At 63.5% G+C, this 26,880-nt stretch carries 28 protein-coding genes; 14 read left to right on the top strand and 14 right to left on the bottom strand.

The window, feature by feature from the left end; all coding sequences use genetic code 11:
- The first annotated feature begins 12 nt into the window (after window positions 1-12).
- Entirely contained in the window at window positions 13-897 is an 885-nt protein-coding gene (locus ACQUSY_RS04670) for an aminodeoxychorismate lyase (protein ID WP_428903351.1), read from the top strand.
- A gap of 138 nt (window positions 898-1,035) precedes the next feature.
- On the opposite strand, the gene pstB is transcribed toward ACQUSY_RS04670, so the two are convergent.
- From pstB to ACQUSY_RS04635, 7 genes are all read right to left on the bottom strand, one after another.
- Window positions 1,036-1,815 (bottom strand): phosphate ABC transporter ATP-binding protein PstB, encoded by a 780-nt coding sequence (pstB, locus tag ACQUSY_RS04665; protein WP_217338127.1) that lies wholly within the window; start codon window positions 1,813-1,815, stop codon window positions 1,036-1,038.
- A gap of 37 nt (window positions 1,816-1,852) precedes the next feature.
- The gene (gene pstA / locus ACQUSY_RS04660; RefSeq protein WP_428903350.1) at window positions 1,853-2,977 is read right to left on the bottom strand and encodes a phosphate ABC transporter permease PstA; all 1,125 of its coding nucleotides are present in this window, start codon (window positions 2,975-2,977) and stop codon (window positions 1,853-1,855) included.
- On the bottom strand, window positions 2,977-3,930 hold the full coding sequence (gene pstC / locus ACQUSY_RS04655) for a phosphate ABC transporter permease subunit PstC (RefSeq protein ID WP_428903349.1): 954 nt from the start codon (window positions 3,928-3,930) through the stop codon (window positions 2,977-2,979). The genes pstA and pstC overlap by 1 nt, the downstream gene beginning before the upstream one ends.
- A gap of 67 nt (window positions 3,931-3,997) precedes the next feature.
- Window positions 3,998-5,131, bottom strand: coding sequence for a phosphate ABC transporter substrate-binding protein PstS (pstS, locus tag ACQUSY_RS04650; protein ID WP_428903348.1), 1,134 nt, complete (start codon window positions 5,129-5,131; stop codon window positions 3,998-4,000).
- A 119-nt stretch (window positions 5,132-5,250) separates the two neighbouring features.
- Entirely contained in the window at window positions 5,251-6,189 is a 939-nt protein-coding gene (locus tag ACQUSY_RS04645; RefSeq protein WP_428903347.1) for an NUDIX hydrolase, read from the bottom strand.
- Window positions 6,186-8,354 (bottom strand): RNA degradosome polyphosphate kinase, encoded by a 2,169-nt coding sequence (locus tag ACQUSY_RS04640; RefSeq protein WP_428903346.1) that lies wholly within the window; start codon window positions 8,352-8,354, stop codon window positions 6,186-6,188. The genes ACQUSY_RS04645 and ACQUSY_RS04640 overlap by 4 nt, the downstream gene beginning before the upstream one ends.
- A 43-nt stretch (window positions 8,355-8,397) precedes the next feature.
- A complete protein-coding gene (locus tag ACQUSY_RS04635; RefSeq protein WP_428903345.1) occupies window positions 8,398-9,084 on the bottom strand; it encodes a response regulator transcription factor in 687 nt (228 codons plus the stop codon).
- 151 nt (window positions 9,085-9,235) lie between these two features.
- Here ACQUSY_RS04635 and ACQUSY_RS04630 point away from each other — a divergent pair, with 151 nt between their 5' ends.
- From ACQUSY_RS04630 to ACQUSY_RS04610, 5 genes are all read left to right on the top strand, one after another.
- Window positions 9,236-9,484, top strand: coding sequence for a hypothetical protein (locus ACQUSY_RS04630; RefSeq protein ID WP_428903344.1), 249 nt, complete (start codon window positions 9,236-9,238; stop codon window positions 9,482-9,484).
- Between the two features lie 156 nt (window positions 9,485-9,640).
- Complete coding sequence (locus ACQUSY_RS04625) at window positions 9,641-10,234, top strand: nitrobindin family protein (RefSeq protein WP_428903343.1); 594 nt, start codon at window positions 9,641-9,643, stop codon at window positions 10,232-10,234.
- Complete coding sequence (gene ygfZ, locus ACQUSY_RS04620; protein ID WP_428903342.1) at window positions 10,234-11,334, top strand: CAF17-like 4Fe-4S cluster assembly/insertion protein YgfZ; 1,101 nt, start codon at window positions 10,234-10,236, stop codon at window positions 11,332-11,334. The genes ACQUSY_RS04625 and ygfZ overlap by 1 nt, the downstream gene beginning before the upstream one ends.
- A 46-nt stretch (window positions 11,335-11,380) precedes the next feature.
- Entirely contained in the window at window positions 11,381-11,521 is a 141-nt protein-coding gene (locus ACQUSY_RS04615) for a hypothetical protein (RefSeq protein ID WP_428903341.1), read from the top strand.
- Window positions 11,522-11,618: 97 nt separating this feature from the next.
- Window positions 11,619-13,040 carry an HNH endonuclease signature motif containing protein gene (locus tag ACQUSY_RS04610; protein WP_428903340.1) on the top strand — a complete coding sequence of 474 codons (1,422 nt, stop codon included), beginning with the start codon at window positions 11,619-11,621 and terminating at the stop codon, window positions 13,038-13,040.
- 62 nt (window positions 13,041-13,102) lie between these two features.
- Here the strand turns inward: ACQUSY_RS04610 and ACQUSY_RS04605 are convergent, their stop codons facing one another.
- Window positions 13,103-14,512, bottom strand: coding sequence for a phytoene desaturase family protein (locus tag ACQUSY_RS04605; protein ID WP_428903339.1), 1,410 nt, complete (start codon window positions 14,510-14,512; stop codon window positions 13,103-13,105).
- On the bottom strand, window positions 14,509-15,327 hold the full coding sequence (locus ACQUSY_RS04600; RefSeq protein ID WP_428903338.1) for a class I SAM-dependent methyltransferase: 819 nt from the start codon (window positions 15,325-15,327) through the stop codon (window positions 14,509-14,511). Before ACQUSY_RS04600 ends, ACQUSY_RS04605 begins: the two co-directional genes overlap by 4 nt.
- 75 nt (window positions 15,328-15,402) lie before the next feature.
- Between ACQUSY_RS04600 and ACQUSY_RS04595 the strand changes: the two genes are divergently transcribed.
- Window positions 15,403-16,155: a phosphoglyceromutase gene (locus ACQUSY_RS04595; protein ID WP_428903337.1), complete on the top strand. Its 753-nt coding sequence runs from the start codon at window positions 15,403-15,405 to the stop codon at window positions 16,153-16,155.
- A gap of 63 nt (window positions 16,156-16,218) precedes the next feature.
- Here ACQUSY_RS04595 and phoU read toward each other — a convergent pair whose 3' ends face one another.
- A complete protein-coding gene (phoU, locus tag ACQUSY_RS04590; protein ID WP_428903336.1) occupies window positions 16,219-16,890 on the bottom strand; it encodes a phosphate signaling complex protein PhoU in 672 nt (223 codons plus the stop codon).
- A 188-nt stretch (window positions 16,891-17,078) separates the two neighbouring features.
- Here phoU and ACQUSY_RS04585 point away from each other — a divergent pair, with 188 nt between their 5' ends.
- Together ACQUSY_RS04585 and ACQUSY_RS04580 are read left to right on the top strand one after the other, a co-directional pair.
- Window positions 17,079-18,395 carry a sensor histidine kinase gene (locus ACQUSY_RS04585; RefSeq protein WP_428903335.1) on the top strand — a complete coding sequence of 439 codons (1,317 nt, stop codon included), beginning with the start codon at window positions 17,079-17,081 and terminating at the stop codon, window positions 18,393-18,395.
- The gene (locus ACQUSY_RS04580) at window positions 18,392-19,078 is read left to right on the top strand and encodes a response regulator transcription factor (RefSeq protein WP_428903334.1); all 687 of its coding nucleotides are present in this window, start codon (window positions 18,392-18,394) and stop codon (window positions 19,076-19,078) included. Before ACQUSY_RS04585 ends, ACQUSY_RS04580 begins: the two co-directional genes overlap by 4 nt.
- 57 nt (window positions 19,079-19,135) lie before the next feature.
- Here ACQUSY_RS04580 and ACQUSY_RS04575 read toward each other — a convergent pair whose 3' ends face one another.
- Window positions 19,136-19,624: a DNA modification methylase gene (locus ACQUSY_RS04575; protein WP_428903333.1), complete on the bottom strand. Its 489-nt coding sequence runs from the start codon at window positions 19,622-19,624 to the stop codon at window positions 19,136-19,138.
- A gap of 148 nt (window positions 19,625-19,772) precedes the next feature.
- Between ACQUSY_RS04575 and ACQUSY_RS04570 the strand changes: the two genes are divergently transcribed.
- A complete protein-coding gene (locus tag ACQUSY_RS04570; protein ID WP_428903332.1) occupies window positions 19,773-20,255 on the top strand; it encodes a CarD family transcriptional regulator in 483 nt (160 codons plus the stop codon).
- 75 nt (window positions 20,256-20,330) lie between these two features.
- On the top strand, window positions 20,331-21,500 hold the full coding sequence (gene ispD, locus ACQUSY_RS04565) for a 2-C-methyl-D-erythritol 4-phosphate cytidylyltransferase (protein ID WP_428903331.1): 1,170 nt from the start codon (window positions 20,331-20,333) through the stop codon (window positions 21,498-21,500).
- 3 nt (window positions 21,501-21,503) lie between these two features.
- On the opposite strand, the gene ACQUSY_RS04560 is transcribed toward ispD, so the two are convergent.
- Window positions 21,504-21,992, bottom strand: a complete 489-nt coding sequence (locus tag ACQUSY_RS04560) for a GNAT family N-acetyltransferase (protein ID WP_428903330.1) — start codon at window positions 21,990-21,992, stop codon at window positions 21,504-21,506.
- 78 nt (window positions 21,993-22,070) lie between these two features.
- On the opposite strand from ACQUSY_RS04560, the gene cysS reads away from it, so the two are divergent.
- The 3 genes from cysS (at window position 22,071) to ACQUSY_RS04545 (ending at window position 25,173) form a co-directional block, all read left to right on the top strand.
- Window positions 22,071-23,453, top strand: a complete 1,383-nt coding sequence (cysS, locus tag ACQUSY_RS04555; protein WP_428903329.1) for a cysteine--tRNA ligase — start codon at window positions 22,071-22,073, stop codon at window positions 23,451-23,453.
- A complete protein-coding gene (rlmB, locus tag ACQUSY_RS04550) occupies window positions 23,446-24,447 on the top strand; it encodes a 23S rRNA (guanosine(2251)-2'-O)-methyltransferase RlmB (protein ID WP_428903328.1) in 1,002 nt (333 codons plus the stop codon). The genes cysS and rlmB overlap by 8 nt, the downstream gene beginning before the upstream one ends.
- Before the next feature lie 87 nt (window positions 24,448-24,534).
- A complete protein-coding gene (locus ACQUSY_RS04545) occupies window positions 24,535-25,173 on the top strand; it encodes an NAD(P)-dependent oxidoreductase (RefSeq protein ID WP_428903327.1) in 639 nt (212 codons plus the stop codon).
- A 1-nt stretch (window position 25,174) separates the two neighbouring features.
- Here ACQUSY_RS04545 and ACQUSY_RS04540 read toward each other — a convergent pair whose 3' ends face one another.
- Window positions 25,175-25,783 (bottom strand): response regulator transcription factor, encoded by a 609-nt coding sequence (locus ACQUSY_RS04540; protein WP_428903326.1) that lies wholly within the window; start codon window positions 25,781-25,783, stop codon window positions 25,175-25,177.
- Window positions 25,780-26,874 (bottom strand): sensor histidine kinase, encoded by a 1,095-nt coding sequence (locus ACQUSY_RS04535; RefSeq protein ID WP_428903325.1) that lies wholly within the window; start codon window positions 26,872-26,874, stop codon window positions 25,780-25,782. The genes ACQUSY_RS04540 and ACQUSY_RS04535 overlap by 4 nt, the downstream gene beginning before the upstream one ends.
- Window positions 26,875-26,880 lie beyond the last annotated feature (6 nt).

The following is a 26,880-nucleotide window of genomic DNA, read 5'->3' as shown; positions in this document are numbered from 1 at the left end:
TAGGCTCGGTGCATGGCCAGCACTTTCGCGCTTCTCATTACGCCCGTTGCCGACTTCGACATTCGTGACAGCTATGCCGACACGTTTAGCGTGATCGACGCGTCGGCACCCGCACTGAGCGTGGGTGAACTGTCGACGCAGCGGGGTGATGGCATTTTTGAGTCGATTGGCGTCTCTGAGAAGCACCCGCAAGAGGTCATGCCGCACCTCGAGCGTCTCGCGCACTCAGCGCGACTGTGCGACCTGCCGGCGCCGAACACGGCGCAGTGGCGAGAGGCTATTGCTGTAGCCGCCGACGCGTGCGGCGAGGGCGAGTGGGTCATCAAGCTCATCCTGAGCCGGGGTATTGAGCACGGTCCGACGCCGACCGCGTGGGTCACCGCCGCACCAGCCGGAGACTTCGCCAAGGTGCGCCGCGATGGCGTTTCGGTCGTGACCCTCGACCGCGGATTCGACAGCGGCGCCCCCGACCGCGCACCGTGGCTGCTGCTGGGCGCAAAGACCCTGTCGTACGCCGTCAACATGGCCGCGATCCGCGAAGCGAAGCGCCGCGGTGCCGATGACGCGGTGTTCGTATCGTCGGATGGCATTCTGCTCGAGGCACCGACCGCGTCACTCGTGATGCGCGTGGGTGACCGCTTCGTCACGCCGAAGCCGGGCGCCGGAATCCTGCACGGCACCACTCAGATCAGCGTCTTTACCTTCCTGCAGGAGAAGGGCTACGACGTCGCGTACGAAACGCTGCCCGCGTCGGCCCTACCGCGCGTCGACGCGGCGTGGCTGGTGTCGTCGGTGCGCCTGGCCGCCCCGATCAACTCGGTCGACGGCACGCCGCTCGAGATCGACTCGGCCCTCACCGCCGAGCTCAACGCGTATCTGCTCTCGCCCCGCGACTAGCCCCCCACGACGGCGGAACCACTGGTTCCGCACCCCGCGCCGTGGTTCCGGAACCACACCCCACAAACGCAAAACCGCCGCGGCAGAGCGCCGGCGGCGGTTTTGGGCGAGGGTCCCTAACCTCGCAGAACGGGTGGGCTACCCGAAACGGCCCGACACGTAGTCTTCCGTCGCCTGCACAGATGGCGTCGTGAAGATCGTGGTGGTGTCATCGAACTCGATGAGCTTGCCGGGCTTTCCGGTGCCGGCGATGTTGAAGAACGCGGTCTTGTCAGACACACGCGATGCCTGCTGCATGTTGTGCGTCACGATGACGACCGTGTACTCGTTCTTGAGCTCGTTGATGAGCTCTTCGATCGCGAACGTCGAGATCGGGTCGAGGGCCGAGCAGGGCTCGTCCATCAGAATCACGTCGGGGGAGACCGCGATCGCACGCGCGATGCACAGACGCTGCTGCTGACCACCTGAGAGGCCCGAACCGGGCTTGTCGAGGCGATCCTTGACCTCGTTCCAGAGGTTCGCACCCTGCAACGACTTCTCAACGAGGGCGTCCTGGTCGCTCTTCGCCATGCGGCGGTTGTTGAGCTTCACGCCGGCGAGCACGTTTTCACGAATCGACATCGTGGGAAACGGGTTCGGGCGCTGAAACACCATGCCGACCTGGCGGCGCACGAGCACGGGGTCAACAGCGGCGCCGTAGAGGTCTTCGCCGTCGAGCAACACTTCACCCTCGACGCGGGCGCCGGGGATCACTTCGTGCATGCGGTTGAGCGTGCGCAGGAACGTGGACTTGCCACAACCCGACGGGCCGATAAAAGCGGTGACCGAACGCGGCTCGATCGTCATGGAGACGCCTTCAACAGCGAGGAAGTCACTGTAGTAGACGTTCAGGTCGTTTACTTCGATGCTCTTAGACACGGGTTTCTCAATTTCTTATCTGCAGAGGTACGCCGCGTCAGCGGCCCATCTTGGGGGCGAAGATCTTGGCAATGAGGCGGGCGATGAGGTTCAGCACCATCACGATGACGATGAGCGTCAACGCGCCTGCCCAAGCGCGGTCAACGAACGCCTGCGCCGGGATGCCCTGGTTCATGTACTGGTTGTAGACGAACACCGGCAGCGACATCATGCGGCCGTCAAACAGGTCATAGTTCATGCTCGTCGCGACACCGGCGGTGATGAGCAACGGCGCGGTCTCGCCGATAACGCGGGAGATCGAGAGCATGACACCGGTCGTGATTCCGGCGATTGACGTCGGCAGCACCACCTTGGCGATGGTGCGCCACTTCGGCACGCCGAGCGCGTACGACGCTTCACGCAGCTCGTTCGGCACGAGGCGCAGCATTTCTTCTGTCGAGCGCACGACGACCGGAATCATCAGTACCGCCAGGGCGATCGAGCCCATGATGCCCATGCGCACGCCGGGGCCGAAGAACAGTGCGAACAGCGCGAACGCGAACAGGCCGGCAACGATCGACGGAATACCCGTCATCACGTCAACCAAGAACGTGATGCCACGAGCGAGACGGTTGTTGTTGCCGTACTCGATCAGGTAGATCGCGGTGAAGATACCAATCGGAATCGAGATCACCGCGGCCGCCAGCGTGATGAGCAGCGTGCCCATGATGGCGTGCAATGCGCCACCGCCCTCGCCGACAACATTGCGCATTGATTCAGAGAAAAACTCGGCAGAGATACCGGCGACGCCGTTGCTGACCACCGTGATACCGACCGAGACGAGCGGAACCATGGCAAGGGCGAATGCGCTGGTCACGATTCCTGTGACAAGACGGTCTGTTGCCTTGCGGCGACCTTCGACCGTGGCGGACATGACCGTGATGAGGGTCAGATACACGAGCGCGGTGATAATGGCCCACCCGGCGACGTTGAACTCGTCTTGCACGCTCTGCGCGAGGATGAGGAAGACGAGCGCCATGGCGACGCCTGTGCCTCCGAGGAGCGCCCACGGCGTCCAACGGGGGAGCTGGCCGCTGGTGAGGCGGATGGGAGACGCTGAGGCGGCAACAGGAGCGCCTTGGGGTGTCTCCGGTGAGGTCGTGGGAGAAACGGTGATCGACATCAGTTGGCTCCCGAGAATTCCTTGCGGCGGCTGACGATCCAGCGCGCGAGTGCGTTGACCGCGAAGGTGACAATGAACAGGATGAGGCCGGTCGCGATCAGCACGTTAACGTTCGTGCCGTAGGCCTCGGGGAAGGTGAGGGCGATGTTCGCCGGAATCGTGGAGGGGTTCTGGCTCGTGAACAGCTTGAAGCTGATCGCGCCGGTTGCCGACAACACCATCGCGACCGCCATCGTCTCGCCGAGCGCGCGGCCGAGGCCCAGCATCGAGGCCGAGACGATACCCGAGCGGCCGAAGGGAAAGACGGCCATCTTGACCATTTCCCAGCGGGTGGCGCCGAGCGCGAGGGCCGCTTCTTCATGCAAACGCGGTGTCTGCAGGAAGATCTCGCGGCAGATCGCGGTGATGATCGGAACAATCATGACAGCGAGCACGATGGCGGCAGTGAAGATCGAGCGGCCAACCGCGGTTTCGCCGGCGAACAGGGGGAACCAACCCATGTTTGTCATCAGCCAGCTGTAGATCGGCTGTGCCGAGGGGGCAAGAACCATGATGCCCCAGAGGCCGAAGACGACCGACGGAACCGCAGCGAGCAGGTCTACGACGTAACCGAGCGCCTGCGCGAGCTTGCGCGGCGCATAGTGCGAGATAAACAGCGCGACCGACACAGAGAGCGGAACCGCGATGATGATGGCGAGGAACGACGCCCAGACGGTGCCGAAGGTGAGCGGCCAGACATAGTCCCAGAAATTGGTGTCCAGCAGTGAAGCCTTCTCGCTGCTGGCGGTGATTCCTGGCAGCGACTGGACCACAAGGAAGATGGTGACGGCCGCGAGGGTCACCAGAATCATGGAGCCAGCGAACAGGGCGGTCCCGGAGAACACGCGGTCGCCAACACGAACGGGTGGCTTGGCTTGGGGCGCTCGCGGTGCTGTCTGGGTGGAAGAGGTCATGGTGTCCTGTTCTCGGCTGATACGGCATTGTGCCCGGCTCGGTAGGGACCGAGCCGGGCGACAGCGTTTAGTTGGTGACGATCAGGTCGATCGCTGCGTTGATCTTGGTACGCAGGTCAGCGGTGATCGGAGCGTTTCCGGCTGCAGCAGCGGCTGCGTTCTGGCCTTCTTCGCTCGCGATGTACTGGAGGTACGACTTCACAATCGGAGCCTGGTCAGCGAAGTCTGCGCCGTACTCCTGGCAAGCGATGAGGTAGCTGACCAGAACGATGGGGTAGACGCCAGCCTCAGCCGACGTACGGTCGAGCTCGATAGCGAGGTCGCCCTCGGTGCGGCCCTCAGCGAACGGCGACTTCTCGACGATCGCAGCGGCAGCCTCTGGGGAGTACTCAACAAACTCGTCGCCGACCTTGATGGCGACCGTTGACAGACCCTCTTCAGCAGCACGTGATGCGTCGGCATAGCCAATCGATCCAACGCCCTGCTTGACCGCGTTCACGACACCTGAGGTGCCCTGAGCAGCTTCACCAGACTGTACCGGCCACTCTTCGACCGAGTCGAAGGTCCATGCCTCGGGAGCAGCTGCTGCGAGGTAGTCGGTGAAGTTGCCAGTCGTGCCCGACTTGTCGGCACGGTGAACCGGGTTCACGGCGAGGTCGGGGAGCGTTGCGTCCGGGTTGAGTGCGGCGATGGCCGGGTCGTTCCAGTTCTTGATCTCACCGGTGAAGAGCTTCGCCGTGGTGGCGGCGTCGAGGTTCAGCGAGTCAACACCCTCAAGGTTGAAGATGATCGCGATCGGCGAGATGTAGGTGGGCAGCTCGATGAGGTTAGAACCCTCAGCACATGCAGCGAACGTGCCCGAGAGCTCGTCGGTCTTGAACGCGCGGTCCGAGCCGGCGAAGACCACAGCACCAGCGGCGAACGACTCGCGACCAGCGCCCGAACCGGCCGGGTCGTACGTGACGGTGACGTCTGCGTTTGCCGTCTGGAAGCCGGCAGTCCACGTCTGCACGGCGACTTCCTGTGACGATGCGCCGGAACCGGCGATTTCGCCCGAGAGTGCCGGAGCATCCGAGGGAGCGCTCGAGTCGGTGGGGGCTGCCGAATCGGCGGGTGCGCCTTCGTTCGCTGCACAAGCCGTCAGCGTAAGAGCAGCAATAGCGCTGATCGCGCCGATCTGGGCAATGCGGGTGAGCTTCACGGGGTGAATCCTTCACTGTGTCGGAGATGTCCCGGTGCAGGGACAACACAGACGTTAAGAGTCTCTTCTTAACGAGAAGTGGGAAATCAGGTGAACGGAAGGTGAACGACCGGAACAATCTAATCGCGGGCGTCGTACGTTTCGATTGTGACGATTCCGGCGCCCGGGTGTGTTGCCGACAGGTGAACAACGCTGAAACCCGAGGGCTCGAGTGTCGCGGCATCCGCGAGATACTGTCCCTCGATGGTTCCGGTCGCCAACGCTAGTTCCCGCATGATCGTGGGAATCACCGGGCGGTGGCTGCACAGTACGGCCGCTTTGCGCGAGCGCACGCGCTTGCCGACCACGGCACGCACGTCGGCGGTGCCGGCTTCGAATGCGTCCTGCGACAGGTCGTCGGTGCGCACGATGTCGCGTCCCAGCGAGGTGGCGAGCGGAACCACGGTAGTGACACAGCGGACGGCGGTTGACGAGACGACGCGGCGCACGCCGAAGCTCGCCAGCGTTCCGCTGATTTTCTGTGCCTGTTTGGTTCCGCGATCCGTCAGCGGGCGAGCGGCGTCCGCGTCGGTCCATTCGGAGCGCGACAGCGCCTTCGCGTGACGCAGCACGATGATCGGAAAGGTTTCAAGCACGCCGTCGCTCTCGAGCCGCAAGAAGTTTTCCACGATCTCAATGTCAACGGGATAACTGAGGTATTTGAGGGCGCGCGTGGGGGAGACCCACTCCAAGCCGGCGACCTCTTTGTTCGGCACGAACGCCGATCGGCGAACGGCCCCTTCGGTGGCGTGCGCGGCCCAGTAGTGCACGATCTTTTGCTTGCGGCTGGGCAGGCGATAGTGCGAGACACCGACGGGAACACCCAGGTTCACCTGGATTCCGGTCTCTTCAAAGATTTCGCGCACGGCGGTCTCGGGCAGAGTTTCGCCCGGGTCGACCTTGCCTTTGGGGAGCGTCACATCGGCGTACTTCGTGCGGTGAATGACGAGAATACGAAGCTTGCCTTCAACGACGCGCCAGACCAGGGCGCCTGCGGCGTAGACGGCCTTATCGCTCATCGCACCGTCCGTGACCGGCGACGGCGCGCAACGGCTGCCATCGTCGCATCTTGCACATCGATGAGTGGCTGACCGTCGCTGTCGACCGAGTGGCGGGTCCAGATGCCATCGGCGTCGAGGTGCCACGAGCTCGTCGCGTTGCTCATCGCGAGGTCAAATAGTGTCGCCAGCTCGTTGAGGTGGTCGGGGGCGGTGACACGCACGAGCGCCTCAACGCGGCGGTCGAGGTTGCGGTGCATCATGTCGGCGCTACCGATGTACACCTGCGGGTCGCCGTCGTTTTCAAAAAGGAACAGGCGGGAGTGCTCGAGGTAGCGCCCGAGGATTGAACGCACCGTAATGTTCTCGCTGAGACCCGGAACGCCCGGGCGCAGCGAGCAAATGCCACGCACCCAGACTTCAACGGGCACGCCGGCCATCGACGCGCGGTACAGCGCGTCAATGATCTGCTCATCGACCATTGAGTTCACCTTGATGCGGATGCGTGCCGGCTTGCCAGCGAGGGCGTTACGGCGCTCCTTCTCGATGAGCCGGATGAGGCCCTTGCGCAAGTGCAACGGCGCGACAAGCAGACGCTTGAACTTCTTCTCGATCGCATAGCCGCTGAGCTCGTTGAACAGGCGCGTGAGGTCTTTACCGACCTGATAGTCGGTCGTAAACAGGCCGAAGTCTTCGTACAGGCGCGACGTCTTCGGGTTGTAGTTACCGGTTCCGACGTGGCTGTAGTGGCGCAGCGTGCCCTCTTCTTCGCGAATAACGAGACAGAGTTTCGAGTGCGTCTTGAGGCCGACGAGACCGTACACAACGTGCACGCCCGCCTTCTCGAGTTTGCGTGCCCATACGATGTTGGCGGCTTCGTCGAAGCGCGCCTTCACCTCGACGAGCGCGAGCACCTGCTTGCCCGATTCGGCGGCGTCAATGAGGGCCTGCACGATGGGGCTGTCGCCCGACGTGCGGTACAGCGTCTGCTTGATAGCGAGCACGTGCGGGTCTCGAGCGGCCTGCTCAAGGAAGGCCTGCACGCTCGTCGCAAACGACTCGTACGGGTGGTGCACGAGTACGTCGCCACGGCGAATGGCGGCGAACAGATCGGCGCGACCGTTTTGCTCCACAGGCTGGAAAGCCACGGCGGTACGTGGCAGATGTGGCGGGTAGTGCAGGTCGGGGCGTTCAATACGCGACAGGCTAAACAGCGAACGCAGATCGAGCGCGCCGGGTAGACGGTAGACCTCTTGGTCAGTGATACCGAGCTCTTTCAGCAGCAGATCGAGCGTCAGGTCGTCCATGTCGTCGGTGATTTCCAGACGAATGGGCGGGCCGAAGCGGCGACGCATGAGCTCGGCTTCGAGCGCCTGAATCAGGTTTTCGCTCTCGTCTTCTTCGATCACCATGTCTTCATTGCGGGTGAGGCGGAAGAGGTGGTGGTCGATGACCTCCATGCCCGGGAACAGGTCGCCGAGGTGATTGGCGATCAGCTCTTCGAGCGAAATGAAGCGCAGCGCCGTGCCCGCAGTCGGAACCTCGACAAGGCGGGGCATCATTTGTGGCACTTTGAGACGCGCAAAGTCTTGGCGTCCGGTGCGGGCGTTGCGCACCCGAATAGCGAGGTTGAGCGACAGGCCGGAGATGTAGGGGAACGGGTGAGCCGGGTCGACCGCCAGCGGCATCAGTACCGGGAACACCTGGTTCTGGAAGTACTCGGTGAGGCGTTCTTGTTCATCGCCGGTGAGGTCATCCCAGCCGACGACTTCGATGCCGGCCTCGGCCAGACCCGGCTGCACCAGCTCTTTCCACGCCGCCGCGTGGCGCAATTGCAGGAGATGCGCTTCATCTGAGATGTCAGCGAGCACGTCGAGGGGAGCGCGGCCGACGTTCGAGGGAACAGCAAGTCCGGTCAGAATGCGGCGCTTGAGCCCGGCGACACGCACCATGAAGAACTCGTCAAGGTTGCTCGCGAAAATCGCCAGGAAATTGGCACGCTCAAGCAGTGGCGTGGCCGGATCTTCGGCGAGCTCAAGCACGCGCTGGTTGAACGCGAGCCAGCTCAGTTCGCGGTCAAGGTAGCGTTCATCAGGAAAACGGTCGTCGGCGTCGGGTGCCATGGCATCGAAGTCATCGTCGTCGTCATCGTTGAAGCCCGCAAAGGGGATCGTCTGCTCGATCATGTCAACATCATGTCAGGCATCAATGTCCGGCAGGTAAACCCCGTTAGGCGGGGGACGAATTCAGTGCTTCGTCTTCGGCGTTATTGAAGCGGTAGCCGACGTTACGCACGGTGCCGATCAATTGTTCCAAATCACCCAACTTGGCGCGCAACCGACGCACGTGCACGTCGACCGTGCGGGTACCGCCAAAGTAGTCGTAGCCCCACACTTCGCTCAGCAACTGTTCGCGGGTAAACACGCGGGACGGGTGCGTCGCGAGAAAATGCAACAGTTGGAACTCTTTGTAGGTGAGGTCCAGTGGCTTGCCGTTGACCTTCGCGGAGTAACTTGCCTCATCGATCGAGATGCCACTCGTTTGCACGCGGGTGGCCGGTGCGGTTGCCGCGACGCGGCCCAGCGCGAGCCGCACGCGGGCGTCGATTTCAGCGGGGCCCGCGGTCATCAGGATGACATCGTCGATGCCCCAGTCGGAGGAGATAGCGGTGAGACCGCCCTCGCTGACGGCGGCAATGAGCGGGCTGGAGAGTCCCGTGGTGCGCAGAATCTTGCACAACGATTTGGCGGCGAGAAGGTCGCCACGTGCGTCGATCACGACAAGATCAGCGTCGGGCGCCGAAACGAGATGCGCGGGGGAGGCGGGAATAACGCGCACAGCATGGTTCAGAAGCTCGAGCGCAGGCAACGGGGCAGATGTGTCTGCGGCAGAGCTCAGTACCAAGATCTGTGACACACTCGCTCCTCTTTAGCGGCTTGGCCGCCTCGCTCTAATAATAACCAGACCCAAGAATGCCGCTGTTTCTCGGGTCAATTCGATGTCCTCATGTAACAATGGCGGGGTGTCAACACCTGAACTTGCTCCGCGATCGCCGTTTCCTGGGATCGTGGCTGTGTGGGTCGCCGGGCTTGTCGCGGCCTCCGCAATCGGACTCTTCGTTCCGATTGAAGCGCGCCCGCAGTGGCTCAGCGTTGCTCTCGGGGGTTGCCTCATTCTGACTTTTGGCATTCAGGTTGCCTACGGCCATCCCACCGACTTCATTCGCCGCGTTGGGCTCAGCATGCTCGGTGCGCTCATCGTCATGGGTGTTGTTTCGGTTGGTTTTGGCTTAGCAGCGGTGATGACCGGGGCGTAAGTGCCGACAACGCCGCCAGAGCGCGCTAGAGTAAAGGCATGGACTATCTTGCGCTTGAACTCTTCTTCGTAGGGCTCCTCGGACTAGCGGCGGCGGCTATCGCATTCGTGTCTGGCGCCGTCCTCTGGAACCTGTTCCGCGGCCAGCGCTAAGCGCATGATCGAGCTGCCGAGCGATCTCCCGGCGGATCTCGTTCCGCTCTCCTGGCTTCTCGGAGTCTGGGAGGGTGTTGGTGTCATCGACTATCACGTTGGTGACGACCACTACTCTGGCGAGTTCACGCACCGCGTGAGCTTCAGCCACGATGGCGGCGACTTCCTGAACTATTCGGCGACCGCGGTGACGACCGACACTGATCGCGCTCTCGTGAGCGAGGTCGGCTTTTGGCGTCTTGCCCGCCCGCGCACGAATGCCGATGCTGGCCCGGGCCTGTTGCCTGCCATTGCCGAACCGATTGTTCGTACCGTTGATGACGTTGAGTCGCTCCGTCAGCCCAGCGGTGGTTTCGATATCGAAGTAAGTCTTGTGCACTCTGATGGCGTGAGCGAGCTCTACCTCGGTCAGGTCACCGGCCCGCGCATTGATATCGCCACTGATGCGGTCGTCCGCACCGCTTCTGCCCAGCAGTACGGCGCGGCTTCGCGCATGTACGGTCTGGTTGATTCCCATCTGTTGTGGGCGTGGGACATTGCCGCACTCGGCGCACCCCTCGCATCCCACGCGTCTGCACGTCTAGCCAAGGTGTCTTAATGAGCCGCTTCGCTTCCCTTCCTGGCGCCGTTGCCGGCGACCACGGTGTCGCCCACTACGGAGAACCGCTTCGCGAACAGCGCGCGCTCGACCGTGGCACCGCTTTCGCTGAGCTTGCCGACCGTGCGGTCGTCACCCTCACCGGCCCGGAACGACTGACGTGGCTGAACTCCATCACATCGCAGGCAGTTGACCGCTTGTCGGCTGGCACATCAACCGAGCTCCTCGTTCTTGACGTGCAGGGCCGAGTCGAGCATGCTGCCGGCGTCTTTGACGATGGCGAAACCACCTACCTGCTTGTCGACATCGACGACGCGGAACCATTGGCAACGTGGTTGCTGCGCATGCGGTTCCGCGCGCAGGTTGAGATTGTAGCGAAAACTGACTGGGTACTCGTTGGCTACAACGCCAGCGGCGCTGCCGAGGCCATCGTGACGACCGTGCTGGGTGAGGACGCCCACATTTGGGTTGACCCGTGGAGCGTTGTGACGCCCGGCGGTTGGCAGTATTCGCACGCCACCGAACACCCCGGCGCGGAGCGTTCGTGGCGCGAAGCCATTGTCACGCCCGCGCAACGCGATGCTCTCATCGCACAGCGTGGTTCCGTCACCGCCGCTGGCCTGCTGGCCGTTGACGCCCTCCGCATTGCCGCGTGGCGCCCACGCTGGGCGAATGAGCGCGACGATCGCGTGATTCCGCACGAAGTGGACTGGCTGCGCTCTGCCGTGCACCTCAACAAGGGCTGCTACCGCGGACAAGAGACGGTCGCCAAAGTGCACAACCTCGGCCACCCGCCGCGTCGCCTCGTGATGCTGCACCTCGACGGTAGCGACAGCGTGATTCCGGCACCCGGAACCACGGTGTTCAACGGTGATGACGAGGTCGGCACCGTGACGTCCGCAGCTATGCACCACGAACTGGGGCCGATTGCCCTGGCGATCGTGAGCCGTCGTGTGCCCGCCGATGCCACGCTCAGCGTGCACCTCGATGAGGTTGTTATTTCGGCAGCACAAGAGGTCATCGTTCCGGCTGATGCTGGCGCGACGGCCGACGTGCCACGCTTGACGCGTCTTTCGCGTCGCCCGCTGAAGCAAGACTAGGCGAGATCCTGGGGCTCTTTTTGGGGCTTTGGCGGCGATGTGCTGGGTGCTCGAACTGTTGGATCGCTATGACGTGCGTTGGGTAGAGCTACGCACGAATACGCCCGGCAGAATCACCTACGAAGACGACGTTCAGGTCGTGGCCGTGCCGTTCTCGTATCCAGACGACTGGCCGTTCGTCACGTGAACCTCAAAGCGTCGGGTGGTGAGACAGGGCGTAATGAATAGTAAATCTGTTCTATAGAACTCTTGACTTCATCGAATACACGTTCTAAAATGGAGGTATGGCCAACCAGCATCTCACCCCACTCCTCGAGGCCGTCACGGCTCTCGAGACCGCGTGGTGTGATGCCGAATCCGGCGCCGACTTAAGCCGCACCCAATTGATCGCGGTGAATGCGGCGATGGGGGCGTTGCAGCGACGCTTCGACGGGTTGCGTGCGGAGGTAGCTGCGGGGATTGAGCATGAGTCCCGGCCTGAACTCGGCGCGGATAGCCTCGCGAAACAGCACGGATTCCGAAATTCGGCAACGCTGATCGCGACCACCGGTGGCGGAACGGCGAGTGAAGCTACGAGGCTCGCGAAGCTCGGGAAAGCGACGGCGCCCCGGTCGAATCTGCTCGGTGAACGGATGCCGGCGAAATACCCCGCAGTGAAAGAAGCCCTCGAACAGGGCACGATCGCAGCTGCCGCCGGATCCCTCATCGTCACGATGCTCGACCGCGTGCGCCTGCACATGACTAATGACCGCATCGTCGAGGCGGAGAAGCAACTCGTTGACCGTGCCGCGGGGCTCTCCGGCGACGACGTCCGCAAACTCATCACGAATGCCGAAGCGACCCTCCATCCCGAGGGAGTTGAGCCCCGTGAAGAAGAAACCCGTGCGCGCCGGTCCCTCACCATGTACGAACGCGACGGATCCTTCTTCCTCAACCTCTGCACCGATGTCGCCTCCGGCGCACCAATCAAAAACGCGATCCAGGCATGGGTCGCCGCCACCTTCCAAGCCCGCAAGAGCAACCCGCACGTCACCACGAACGGCGCTGGCGCGAACGGTGCGGACGCGTGCGACTCAAACGACGCTACGGACACCTCACCAATCGACCTGCCCGGCGAAGATCACCGCACCCTCGCGCAGATCCAAGCCGATGCCCTCGCCGCGATCTGTGACCACGTCACCGATTGCGACAACAATGGCCTCCCCCTGACCGGAGCGACCGTGATCGTGCGGGTCTCCCTCGATGACCTCACAGGCGGCACCGGCCACGCCACCATCGACGGCGCGGACCAACCCATTAGCATCACCACCTGCCGACAAATCGCCGCCAGCGGCGGCGTCATTCCCGCCGTCCTCGGGTCCGCGGGTGAAATCCTCGACTGGGGTCGCGAAAAACGACTCTTCACCCGAGCCCAACGACTTGCCCTGGCCGAACGAGACGGCGGATGCGTCATGTGTGGGCTGCCGCCGCAAATGACCAAAGCACACCACATCCGATGGTGGCTGCGAGACACCGGACCAACCAACCTCAGCAATGGTGTCCTACTCTGCACAAGTTGTCACCACCGCATCCACGACAACGGCTGGAACATCCACGTCGACGGGACAACGCGTTCCTCCAAGGTGTGGATCATCCCGCCCACCAGTGCGGACCCCACCCAAACCCCACGACCCGGCGGCCGCGCACGCTACCAACTCACGGCATAGCCATCCTGGGCGGGTGCGACTCCGCGCAGGCGCAGCCGGGCGCGCACGATGGCCTCGGTGCCTTAGCGAGCCCAATCCTTCAGCGCGCACTCGGCGGCCCGGACTCCGCTCATGCCATGAACACCAGCGGCCGGCGACGTCGACGCGCCACCGAGGTAGACGCCGCTAACGCCAGTGCGGTACCCCAACGCGCCGAGGCGGGGGCGCATGGCGAGCTGTCGAAGTGATGTCGCACCACCCGTGATGTCGCCGCCGACGTACGCCGCGTTGTGCGCTTCGAGCGCGGCGGGTCCGCGCACGTTCATGCCGACAACTCGTTCGCGCAGGCCGGGGGCGAATTGCTCGACGCGCGCCAGAATTCGCTCGGTTTCATCGCCCTGCCAGCCGTGAGGGACGTGCGCGTAGAGCCAGAACGGAACCAGGTTGCCGACGCGGCGGGAAGGATCGGTGGCGTGAGGCTGCGCGGTGAGAATGAAGGGCCGCTCCGGCATACGACCGCGGCTCATCTCGCCCTCGGCCTCGCGCATTTCTGCCATGGTTCCGCCAACGTGCACCACGCCCGCACGGCGTGACTCCTCATCGAGCCACGGCACTTCCCCTTCGACCGCGAGGTCGATTTTGTAGGCCGCCGGGCCGTGCTTGAATCGGCGCCACGCTCGACCCACTTGGTGCGGCACATCGCCGATGAGGGGGAGGGCGACAGCGGGCGGCACGGTGAGGATCACGATGTCTGCGCCGAGATCGCGGGTGCGGGTGACGCGCATCGACGTTTCAATGCGCCCGCCGAGACTCAGCAACTCTGTTGCCAGCGCAGCGGTGAGAGCACCGGCACCGCCCTGGGCCATCGGCCAGCCGTGCGCGTGTGCGAGGGCGCCGAGCATGATGCCGACTGAGGAGGAGACGAGTGAGGTTAACGGCATGAAAGCGTGGGCGGCGATCCCACCGAACAGGGCGGCGGCCTGCGGCGTGCGGAAATATCGTGCCGTCATCGTCGCGGGTGGAAGCGCACGCAACCCGAGACGTGCGAGCAGGAGGGGGTGGCGCGGCCAACTCACGAGCGGGGCGAACGACGTGGCGGCGAGGGCATCGGGGTGTGCGGCGAGTGGGCCGAGCAAACGGCGCCAGCGTGAGCCATCCTCGCCGAGCGACGCCGCCGTGTCATCGATGTCTCGATACAGGGTTGCCGTTTGCTGACCGAGGAGCGGGTGCGCCAGTTCGATGGGCGCATGGCGCCACTGCAGACAGTGGCGTTCCAGATTCAAGGATTGAAAGAACGGCGAGGCAACGGCAGCAGGGAGAGCCGTCGAGCAGTCATCGTGCAGGAGCCCCGGAACCGTCAGCTCTGACGTGAGGGCGCCGCCACCGATGCGGTCATTGGCTTCATAGACCGTGACGCTGACACCCGCCTGCGCGAGGCGGATGGCGGCGGCGAGGCCGTTCGGGCCGGAGCCCACGATGGCGGCGGTTGTCATGGCGCTACCGACTCCCAGTCGACGGTGACTTCGCCGAGGCGCCACCGCGTCGACGTACCCTGCACCGGCCACCCCGCTTCTTTCACGGCACGCACGGTCGCAAGCCACCGCTGCACCGTACCGAAGGTTCCGAGCGGTGCTTTGCGCTCCCACGCGTCATCGAGTGCCGCGAGGTACGCGTGAATACGCTCGCCCGGCACGTTGTGGTGAATCAGGGCTTTAGGGAGGCGTTCGGCGACGATGCTGGGGGCGTCGAGTTCGGCTAAGCGCAGTGACAGCGTGAACCGGAGCGGCGTTGTGGTGTTGTCGATATCGATCCAACTCGAGACGCGGCCGATTTCATCGCACGTGCCCTCAATAAGCAGGCCGCCGGGGTTGAGGCGCGACGCCATCAGTTTCCAGGCCGCGGGCACGTCGGCTTCATCGTACTGGCGCAAAACATTGAAGGCGCGAATGATCTGTGGGGCGCGCGCCGTGGGCGTTTCAAACCCTCCCTTAACAAAACTGACGCGTGCGTTTGCCGGAAAAGCTGTGGTTCCGGTACGCACTTCCGCTAGTTGCTCGGTTGCTCGAGCGACACGCTCCGCATCAATTTCGATGCCCAGCACCTCGACCGTCGGGTTCGTCTTCACGAGGCGGGCGTAGAGCTCGAACGCCGTGACGCCCGAGGCGCCGAAGCCGAGATCGACGACGAGGGGAGCAGTGGCGGTGGTGAACTCGCGGCGCGCGGCAATCCAGCGATCCACGCGACGCAACCTGTTGGTTCCGGTGGTTCCGCGAGTTGCGTGCCCCGTGGGGGCGGTGCGCCGTGCCATTCTTCAATCTTGCCAGGCGTCGGAGTGTGACATTGGGCGGCGCGACGAGTTCGCGTGCGCCGGTAGGCTGTGAGCATGACGGAGCCTTACACTCTTATCCTCCTTCGCCACGGACAGAGCGAATGGAACCAGCTGAACCTGTTCACCGGTTGGGTCGACGTACGACTCACAGAGCAGGGCAAGAACGAAGCCCGCCGCGGCGGCGAGCTGCTCGCTGAGAAGGGTCTGTTGCCTGACGTGTTGCACACCTCGCTGCTCAGCCGTGCGATTCAGACCGCCAACATCGCGTTGGATGCGGCAGATCGCCTGTGGATCCCGGTGACCCGCTCGTGGCGACTGAACGAGCGTCACTATGGTGCGCTGCAGGGTAAGGACAAAGCGCAGACGCTGGAGGAGTTCGGCCCCGAGCAGTTCCAGCTGTGGCGTCGTTCATTCGATGTGCCGCCGCCCGCACTCGATGACGCCAGCGAGTTCAGCCAAGTTGGCGATGAACGCTACGCCGACATCGACGGCGAACTGCCGCGCACCGAATCGCTGAGCCTCGTGATCGATCGCCTTTTGCCCTATTGGGAAAACGCGATTGTTCCCGACCTGCAGGCAGGCAAGACGGTTCTGGTCACAGCACACGGGAACTCGTTGCGCGGCTTGGTGAAGCACCTCGAGGGAATCAGCGACGATGACATCGCGGCGCTGAACATTCCGACCGGTATTCCTCTGGTCTACCGCCTCGACGCCGACCTCAAGCCCATCGGTGCGGGCGAGTATCTTGACCCGGAGGCCGCAGCCGCGGGTGCTGCCGCCGTGGCAAACCAGGGCGCAAAGCACTAGGTTTCGAAACGCGAGAGGCGGCTCGGTGATTACTCACCGAGCCGCCTCTCGCGTTGTCAGGGATTACTCCGCTACGGTCACCGCGTCGGTGTCGGCGGCCCAATCACCCGTCGCCAGGTACACAACCTTTTTCGCCACGGAGACCGCGTGGTCGGCGAAGCGCTCGTGGTAGCGGCTGGCCAGGGTGGCATCGACGGTCGCCCCTGCCTCGCCCTTCCAGTTTTCGGAGAGCACCTTCTCGAAGACAGTGGCGTGCAGTTCGTCAACCAGGTCGTCATCGTTGCGGATGACATCGGCGAGGCGAATGTCTTGCGTGCGCAATAGTTCGGTGAGCTTGCGCGCGATGTCGACGTCGAGTTCGCCCATCTTGGTGAAGGTCGTCTTCAAACCCTTGGGAATGGCGCGCTCCGGAAAACGGTAGCGGGCCAGCTGAGCGATGTGCTCAGCCATGTCGCCCATACGCTCCAGGGAAGCGCTCACCCGCAGCGCCGTCACCACGGTGCGCAGGTCACGGGCGACCGGCTGCTGACGAGCCAGGATCTCGATTGCCAGTTCGTCGAGTGCGACCGCGAGTTCGTCGATGCGGCGGTCGTTGGTGATGACTTCGTCAGCCAACGTGACGTCGCTGCCGGCGAATGCCTGGGTTGCCTTGTCGATGGCATCGGCGACGAGCTCGGAAATTTCGACGAGACGCGACTGCACCTCGTCCAAAGACTGGTGGAATACTTCGCGCATCAAAACGCCTTTCTTATGCGCGCAGTGCGCGACTGAATCGGGTGTGCACACGGGCACGGCAGGTCGCATCCGATTCTGGTGACCAAAGGTTAACGATTGGTGCCCTCTGCGTGAATAGTAGACGGCACGGCCCCGGAAATCGCGGAAACTGGCCGCAGAGAGCCAGGTGAACAATCTACGCTGGAGTTATGAACTCGTTGGAGCTCTCGCTGCTGTCGCTGTGTCTGGGGCTCATCCTCGGTGGTGGCGTCGCCCTATTGATTGTGGTTGCCTACCGTACGCGCGACAAGCATTTGCAGGAGTCCAGCACGGAACTGCCTGACGGGCTCACCCTCGTGATGGAGGGGATGGCTGACGCGGCGGCCGTTATCGACACCTCAAACCTCATTCTGGCGACGTCGAAGGCTGCCGGCTGGCTCGGTTTCCGCACCGGGGCCACTTTGCAAGACCAGGAACTTCGCGCCCTCGTGAAGGAGGCGCGATCGTCTGGCGTTCCCGAGACCCACTCAATGCGGCTGCGCATCGGCGACGTGTCAACCGAAACCCGCCTCGTATCGGCCCGTGCCATTGCGCTGGGTGGCCGGCTGACACTCCTGTCGGTACGCGACACCAGCGAGGCCGAGCGCGTTGAGCGCATGCGCCATGACTTCGTCTCCAACACCAGTCACGAGTTGAAGACGCCCGTGGGAGCTGTCACCCTGCTCGCCGAGGCCATTGAGTCGGCGGCAGACGACCCCGAGCAGGTGCGTCACTTTGCCGCCCGCATTCAGGCCGAAGCCTTGAGGCTCGGCAACCTCACGACCCGCATCATGAACCTGTCACGCCTGCAGTCGACAGACAGCCTGGCCGAGACCCGCGCCGTGTCGATTGACGAGGTCGTCGCCGTCGCGATGGATATGCACACCGTCGCCGCCGAATCGCGCGGCGTTGAGGTCGTGCGCGGTGGCGACCGCAACCTGTTCGTACGCGGCGACGTACAGGTGCTCAGCGACGCGATCGGCAACCTCATCGCCAACGCGATCGCCTATTCGCCCACCGGCTCTCGTGTCGGTGTCGGCGTCAAGAAGATGGGTGATGCCGTCGAGATCTCCGTCGCCGATCAGGGCATCGGTATTGACGAGTCTGAGCAGAACCGTATCTTTGAACGCTTCTACCGTGCCGATCAGGCCCGTTCGCGTCGCACCGGCGGCACCGGACTCGGACTCTCGATCGTGAAGCACGCCGTGCAGCGCCACGGCGGCGACGTGCGCCTGTGGTCGCGACCGGGGCGTGGTTCCACTTTCACCGTCACCCTGCCGCTCACGCCGTCGCCTGGCGCCGATGAGCACTCCAAGAAGCGGGGCGGAACCAGGCACAAGAAGTCGAAGTCGGCTGACGGTGCAAGGAAGAAGTCCGTGGCCGGCAAGGTCGCGACGAAGAACGCTCTCGGTACCCCCGCCCGAGAGAAGAAGTCTCCCCCCAAGACGGCCAAGATGGCCTCCCCGCAGAGAGAAGATCAGGAATGACCCGTGTGCTCCTCGTGGAAGACGAACCCGACCTCGCCGACCCGCTGGCATACCTGCTGAAGCGTGAAGGCTACGAGGTTGAGATCGCCGAAGACGGTCCGGCCGCGCTGGCCGCGTACCGTGACCGTGGTGCTGACATCATCTTGCTTGATCTCATGCTGCCGGGCATGCCCGGTACCGAGGTTGCCCGTCAGATTCGGGTGAGTGCGCAGACGCCGATCATCATGGTGACCGCGAAAGACTCCGAGGTCGACATCGTCGTGGGCCTCGAACTGGGTGCCGATGACTACATCACGAAGCCCTACTCGTCACGTGAGCTGTTGGCTCGCATGCGTGCTGTGCTGCGTCGCTACGACGCGGTCGAAGCGGAGCTTGATGAGCGCATTCTGGAGAGTGAGCGGGTGACCGTTGACCTAGACCGTCACGCGGTGTCGGTCGATGGCAACGAAATCAGTATGCCACTGAAGGAATTTGAACTGCTCGAAGTTCTGATGCGCAATGCGGGTCGCGTTCTGACTCGTGGTCAGCTCATCGACCGGGTGTGGGGGAGTGACTACTTCGGTGACACCAAGACGCTCGACGTGCACATCAAGCGCATTCGTTCGCGCATTGAGGTGAACCCTGCGCAGCCCGTGCTGCTGGTGACCGTTCGCGGTCTTGGCTACCGCTTCGAGGCAAACTAAGACAAAAACGAAGGAGGGCCGCACGATCATCGGGCGGCCCTCCTTCGTTATGAAGATTTACTCCGAAGGAGCGAGATCCTTCAGGTATGACAGCTTGCCCTCGAGCACCATGAGGTGCGTCATGACGGTGTCGCCACCCGACGTGATGTTCGAGACAACCGTTGCGCCGAGGTCAGCGTTGAGGCCCTCCAGAAGGATCGGGTCTTCGCCGTTGTCGCCCGAGCCGCCCAGGGCTACGGTCGAGTTGGCGTCAACATCAACCTCAACGGAGATGGCGTCAGAGCCCTCGCCGATCTGGATGCTGACGGTGTGGTCTTCATTGGTGTCGTTAATGAAGTTACCGACCAGGTTGCCGTTTTCGCCCGTTTCGTCCGCAACGATGAAGAGGTTGCGAACTTTGACGGGACCCGAAGCGTCATCAATGTTGATGCCCTCCGCGGCCGAGTACGGAATGGTCGTCGCCTGGGGCGAGATCATGTTGCATCCGGTAGCGCCGAGAATGACGGCAGCTCCGAGAGCGATAGACGCGAGTGCGCGCGAGGTCACAGGTCCTCCCAAAGACGATGAAGGGGTCGCCTCTAGTCTAGACGCACTTACGAGTCTGCCTAACGCGGTGTGTCGGCGCGGCGCAACTGCACACCTTAGCGTAAGAGGGCGTGTGGTATCCTGGAGTTTGCCGAAGGGACATAACTGCATGCTTTTTGAAGTCGGCGAGACGGTCGTTTACCCGCACCACGGTGCGGCCACGATCTCCGAAGTAAAGACTCGCATCATCAAGGGTGAAGAGAAGATCTATCTCAAGCTCCGTGTTGCACAGGGGGATCTCACCATCGAGGTGCCGGCAGACAATGTCGACCTCGTTGGTGTTCGTGATGTCATTGGTAAGGAAGGCCTGGAGCGCGTTTTCGACGTGCTTCGCGCACCCTTCACCGAAGAGCCCACGAACTGGTCCCGCCGGTACAAGGCGAACCTCGAGAAGCTCGCATCTGGCGACGTGATCAAGGTCAGCGAAGTTGTTCGCGACCTGTGGCGTCGTGACCAAGACCGCGGGCTCTCCGCAGGTGAGAAGCGAATGCTTGTCAAGGCCCGTCAGATTCTGGTTTCAGAGCTTGCTCTGGCCGAGAAGACAGACGAAGAGAAGGCCGGCATCCTGCTCGATGAGGTTCTTGCTTCATAACTCATTGTTTTTCGAATGCCGCTCGATGATTCGGGCGGCATTCGTGTTTTCCAGCATGCGCGGTAGCGTGAGTGTGTGAGCATCATTCCGGTTCCGCGCGTTGCCATCATTGTCGTTGCCGCTGGTTCCGGCACCCGCCTCGGCGCCGGCGCCCCGAAAGCCTTTGTCGGGTTGGCGGGTCGCACGATCTTGTCGCACGCCCTTGAGCGCGTCTTTGCCACTGCCGAGCCTGCGCAGGTCGTGGTGGTCGTTCCGGCCGGGTACGAGGGCGAAGCCGAAGCTGACATTGCCCGCGTCGCCGGGGAGCGCCACGATCTGGCTCGCGTGGTGACAGGCGGCGCCACGCGTCAAGGGTCGGTCGCTCAGGGCCTCGCCGCGCTCTGGGGTGACATTGAGATCGTTCTCGTGCACGATGCAGCACGTGCGTTGGTGCCGCCAGCAACGGTCGATCGTGTGATTGAGGCGGTGCGGTCCACCGGCCACGCCATTATCCCGGCGGTGCCCGTGGTCGACACGATCAAGCGTGTTGACGGCACCGTGATTACGGCGGCCGTCGACCGTTCTGAATTGGCTGCTGCGCAAACGCCACAGGGTTTTCGCCGCGATGTCCTGCTGACCGCGTACGCCGCGGTCGGGCAAGACTTTACCGACGACGCCGCACTCATGCAGGCAGCCGGTCACACGGTGCTGACGGTTGCCGGAGATGCCCTGGGGTTCAAGGTCACCACCCCTGCAGACCTGGAGCGGGCGGCAGCCGTTCTACAACCGCCCGTTTCTCTGCCGCGCATCGGCGTCGGAACAGACGTGCACGCGTTCGGTGGTGACGGAACCCTGTGGCTTGCCGGATTGGAATGGCCGGGAGAACAGGCGCTGAGCGGGCACTCGGATGGTGATGCGGCATCGCACGCCATCGTCGATGCGCTGCTGTCGGCGGCGGGTCTCGGGGATATTGGCATGCACTTCGGAACCGCGAGACCTGAGTTTGCCGGCGCCCATGCCGACGTTTTCCTCGCCGAGACGCGGCGCCTAGTTGAGCAGGCGGGCTTTCGAATCGGCAACGTTTCGGTGCAGATTCAGGCTGCTCGCCCCACATTCTCGCCGCGCCGCGAAGAAGCGCAAAGTGTGCTCTCGAACATTCTCGGCGCACCGGTTTCTGTCGCCGCGACAACGACCGATGGTCTCGGGTTCGTCGGAACCGGTGCGGGCGTTCAGGTGTTCGCCGTCGCCGCGCTTACCCCGCGTTGATCGTCACATCCATCCCGCGCTGATCGTCGGTTCGGCGACCTCGCGCATCATGAAGGTCGAGTTGGGGTCGGGGCGATACGTCCCAAACGGGTCGCATTCGACGAAGCCTTCGCTTTCGTACAGGGAGCGCGCCGGCAGGAAGGTCGCGTCTGACCCGGTTTCCAGCCACAATGTTGTGATGCCGCGCGATGCGGCTTCATCGATCAGAAACCGCACCAGCAGGCGACCGACGCCCAGGCCGCGGGACTGCGCGGTGGTGCGCATCGACTTGATTTCGGCGTGCGTTCCGCTCAGCGCGGCGAGCGCACCCATACCCACAATCGTGTCGCCCTCCCATGCCGTCCAGACCGTCACATTGGGGGAGCGGAGCGCATCGTCGCTGAGCACGTGACAGCTTTCCTCGGGTGAATCAGCGCGCATGGCAGCCACATGCTCGGCGATGAGCTGCAGGGTTTGCGGATCGGTGAGGTCGTCTTCGCGGATCGTGGGCATGCCATCAGTGTCTCTGGTGTGTGTTTCAGCCATGTTGCCGTACAGGTTCGCGCGGGTATCCGCCGGTAGGCTAGAGCGGTGACTATTCGCCTCCACGACACGAAAGCGCAAGAACTGCGCGAATTTGTTCCGCTCGATGCCTCGAACGTGACGATGTACGTTTGTGGACCGACCGTGCAATCTGGGCCGCACATCGGGCATGTGCGGGCGGCGTTGAGCTTTGACGTCTTGCGCCGCTGGCTGGAGCATGTCTATGGCCGCGTGACGTTCGTGCGCAATGTCACCGATATCGACGACAAGGTTCTCGTGAACGCCAGCAGCCAAGAAGAGTGGTGGGCACTGGCCTACCGCATGGAGCAAGAGTTTGCGGCGGCCTATTCGGCCGTCGGGATTCAAACACCAACCTATGAGCCGCGCGCGACGGGTTCCGTTCCCCAAATGCAGGAGCTGATTCAGATCCTGATTGATAACGGACACGCCTATGCTGCGGCCGGTGACGTCTACTTTGACGTGCGGTCGTGGCCCACATATGGGGCGCTGACCCACCAGTCCATCGACGCGATGGAACCGGCAGCCGACGCGGACCCGCGTGGCAAGAGGGATCCGCGCGACTTTGCGCTCTGGAAGGGCGCGAAAGATGACGAGCCTCGCTCTGCCGTGTGGGAGTCGCCCTGGGGTGCAGGCCGGCCCGGGTGGCACATCGAATGCTCGGCGATGGCGCGCCGCTACCTTGGCGAGGCCTTCGATATTCACGGCGGCGGGCTCGATCTCCGTTTTCCGCATCACGAGAACGAACTGGCACAGTCGGCCGCGGCTGGCGATGACTTTGCCAGCTACTGGGTTCACAACGGCCTCGTGACGGTTGGTGGCCAAAAGATGTCGAAGTCGCTGGGCAATTTCACCCTCGCGGCTGATGTGCTCGCCGAACGCGATGCCACCGTGGTTCGCTACGCGTTGCTGGCCGCACACTACCGCTCGACACTCGACATCACGCCCTCGACATACGACGAAGCCGAAGCGGCGTTGGGGCGTATTCGCACGTTTATCGAGCGCGTCACGCGCAACGGCCAGTCGCTCGAGGGCGGAACCATTGTCGCGGAGTTTGCGGCGGCGATGAACGATGATCTGGGCGTGCCGCAAGCGCTCGCGGTCGTGCACGATGCGGTTCGCCGCGGAAACACGGCGCTCGATGAGTCTGATTCGTCGGCAGCCATCGACCTGGCGCGCGGCGTGAACGCAGCCATGCGGGTTTTGGGCTTTGAGCTGACCGCGTCGCACGGTTCGGCTTCGCGCGCCGAGTGTGCGCTCGACGCCCTCGTGCAAACCATGATTTCGCAGCGGGCCCAGGCTCGCGCTGAAAAAGACTGGGGTGCGGCAGACCGCATCCGAGAAGCAATTGCGGCGGCGGGCATCGTGCTCGAAGACACCGCCGACGGAACTCACTGGAGTATCAATGACTAAGCCAGGACGCCCCGGAGCGCGCAAGTCGAGCTCGAAGAAGGGCGCAACGAAGGGTACCGGCGGCCTCGGCCGTAAGGCACTCGAAGGCAAGGGCCCGACCCCGAAGGCCGAAGACCGCGCATGGCACCCGGCGGGTAAGCGCAAGGCCGCTCAGGAGCGCTATGCCGCTGCCGGCGGCCAGGGCAAGATCGGCGCGAAGCGTCCGACCGACATGAACCGTGCCGCACGCGCCAAGGCAACCGACGACACCGAGACCGTCACCGGTCGCAACTCGGTTCTTGAGGCTCTGCGCACCAAGATCCCCGCGACCGCGTTCTACATCGCCCAGCGCGTGGAGATGGACGACCGCATCAAGGAGATGCTGTCGCTCGCATCGAACCGCAACATTCCCGTACTCGAGGTCACTCGCCCGGAGCTTGACCGCATGGCCGGGTTCGATGGCGTGCACCAGGGCGTGGCTCTGAAGGTTCCGCCGTACCAGTACGCGCACCCGCAGGATCTGCTCGAGAAGGTCATCAGCCGCGACCAGGTTCCGCTCTTCGTGGCTTTGGATGGCATCACCGACCCGCGCAACCTCGGTGCGATCATTCGTTCGACGGCAGCCTTCGGCGGTCAGGGCGTCATTCTGCCGCAGCGCCGCTCGGCACACGTCAACTCGGCCGCATGGAAGACGTCGGCCGGCGCTGCCGCTCGTATCCCCGTGGCCGTGGCGCCGAACCTGACGACCACGCTCAAGGAGTTCAAGAAGCAGGGTGTGTTCGTCCTGGGTCTTGACGGCGATGGCGACGTGCAGCTGCCCGCACTGGAACTCGCAGATCGCCCCGTCGTGATCGTGGTTGGTTCCGAAGGTAAGGGCCTGTCGCGCTTGGTCGCCGAGAACTGCGACCAGATCGTGTCGATCCCGATTTCGGCAGCAACCGAGTCGCTCAACGCCGGCATCGCGGCAGCGGTCGCGCTGTACCAGGTGGCCACCGTGCGCGGAGCAAAAAAGTAGCAGAACAGTTTTTCAGATGTGCCCCGGATCGGAATGATCCGGGGCACATCTGCGTTTGGTTGAGTGCAAGCAAACGAAGGGACTCTCATGGCTCGCATTGTGGTCATTGGCGGAACCGGCTACGCCGGAAAGAACATCGCGGCGGAGGCTGTCGCACTCGGACACCAGACCGTGTCGATCGCGCGCTCGGTGCCGACCGAACGACAGGACGGTGTGCTCTACGCCGAGGGCAACATTCTTGACCCGCAGAGTATTGCGGCCGCGGCGGACGGTGCTGACGTCGTCGTGTTCGCGACGTCGCCGCGCGGTGACATGGCTGGCGCTACCCGAACTGCCGTGGCAAATGTCATCGACGCGCTTCCGGCTGACGTTCGCGTGGGAGTTGTCGGCGGCGCCGGTGGCTCGCTGATTGCGGAGGGCGGCGCACGCTTGGTCGATTCCGGATTTCCCGAAGAGTTCAAGGCAGAAGCCCTCGAAATGATCGACGTGCTCGATGATCTGCAGCAGACTGACGCCGCTCACGACTGGTTTTTCATCCACCCTGCTGGCGGTTTTGGGCCGTGGAACGATGGCCCCCGCACCGGAACCTACCGTGACGGTGGCGACGTTTTGGTTGTCGATGCTGACGGAGAGTCCAATATTTCGGGCGCTGACTTCGGCGTCGCCGTCCTGGACGAAATCGAAAACCCGCGCCACATTGGGCAGCGCTTCACCGTCGGATACTGAGTTAGATCCAGCCCTTTTCCAGCGCAATTCGCACCGCTTGCGTGCGGTTCTTCGCTCCGGTCTTACCGATGGCCGCAGACAGAACATTGCGCACGGTCCCGGCTGACAGGAAAACCTCGGCGGCAATCGCTGGTGCCGAGCGTCCGCTCCCCGCGAGCGCGAGAACTTCGCGCTCGCGGGGGCTGAGCGGGTTGGCTCCGTCGATGAGCGCGTCTTGAGCGAGCTTTGGGTCGAGAACACGCAACCCGTCGTGCACCTGACGCACGGCATCGCTGAGTTCATTCGCGGGCGTGTCTTTGGCAACGAAACCGCTCGCACCGGCCTCGAGCGCGCTACGTAGATACCCCGGCCGAGCAAAGGTTGTGACGATCAGCACGCGAACATTGGGATGCTGCTCGCTGATCAGCCGGGTCGCTTCGATGCCGTCGACGCCGGGCATCTGAATATCAAGCAGGCACACGTCAGGTTCGTGCTCGGCCACGACTTGCAGGGCCTCGGCGCCGTCACCCGCGACCGCTACCACGTCAATGTCGTTCTCCAGCGCTAAGAGGGCCGCGAGGGCGCCGCGCACGAGGGCCTGATCATCGGCGATCACGATGCGAATGCTCACCACACCACCTCGACACGTGCGCCACCGGCGGTCGAGGTTCCCATCACAATCTTCGCTCCCGCCGCGGCCGCGCGCTCGCGCATGCCGCGCATGCCGCTCCCCTCGCCGCTGGTCAATCCACGGCCGTCATCACTGACGATGATGGTTCCGGGGAGCAACTGAACGGTGACGGCGCGCGCCTCGGCATGACGCAGAATGTTGGTCGTGGCCTCGCGCAGAATCCAGCTTGCCGTGAGGCCTTGGGCGGGCGATAACACTGAGGGCTCTCCGGTGATCGTGACGGCAATGCCGGCAGAACGAAGCGTCTCGCTGACGGTCCCGAGCTGATCGTCGAGCGACGAAGCGCGAGCGCCCGCGACAGTGCGCCGTACTCCCGCGATCGCCTCCGTTGCGAGCTCCGAAATCTGTCGGAGTTCACCGCGGGCAGCTTCCGGGTCGGTATCCATCAAACGCCCCGCGAGCTGCGCCTTGAGATTGATGACGGTGAGTGAGTGTCCGATCAAATCGTGCACATCACGCGCGACGGCTTCGCGTCCTTCGCTCGTCGCCAATTCGCGGCTGAGCACATCGGCCTCGGCTGCGCGGCGGATCAACCAGGTGGAGATCGAGTTCACGGCGAACAAGAGCACGACAATCATGAGAATGCCGGAGTTGTTGATGCCATCGGGCAAGAACAGGACGCACGCGAGAGTGATGAGAACGGCGACGCTCGACACGGCCCAGTGAGCGACGCGCGACAGACCGTACGACGCGTACGACATCAGGAAGGGAAGGAAGCTCAACGCGGAGGCTCCCGTGGCTGGCACCGAGGCCAGCACAAGCGCGATCAAGATCGCGAGCACGACATACTGCGACATCGGGGGTGTATCTCCCGGCACCCGACCCGAGCGGAACCCGCGCATGAAGCCGACCACGTACACCACGGCAAACAAGACGAGCGATGCCCAGCCGACGATGATCCAGACGGGAGCCGCGCTTGACCGCGTGAGCGCAAAGACGGGGTACGCCAAGAACACCATCCACACAACGGCCATGAGCCAGCCGTAGCGCGCCCACGGGTTGTGTTCGACCTCGGCCGCTACCTTCGCCATGGTTCC

The organism is Microbacterium daqui (assembly GCF_050408675.1).
In the GTDB taxonomy this organism is placed as follows: Bacteria; Actinomycetota; Actinomycetes; order Actinomycetales; family Microbacteriaceae; genus Microbacterium.
Note: the sequence above shows the minus strand (reverse complement) of the source record. Positions and strands in the feature narration are given on the sequence as shown.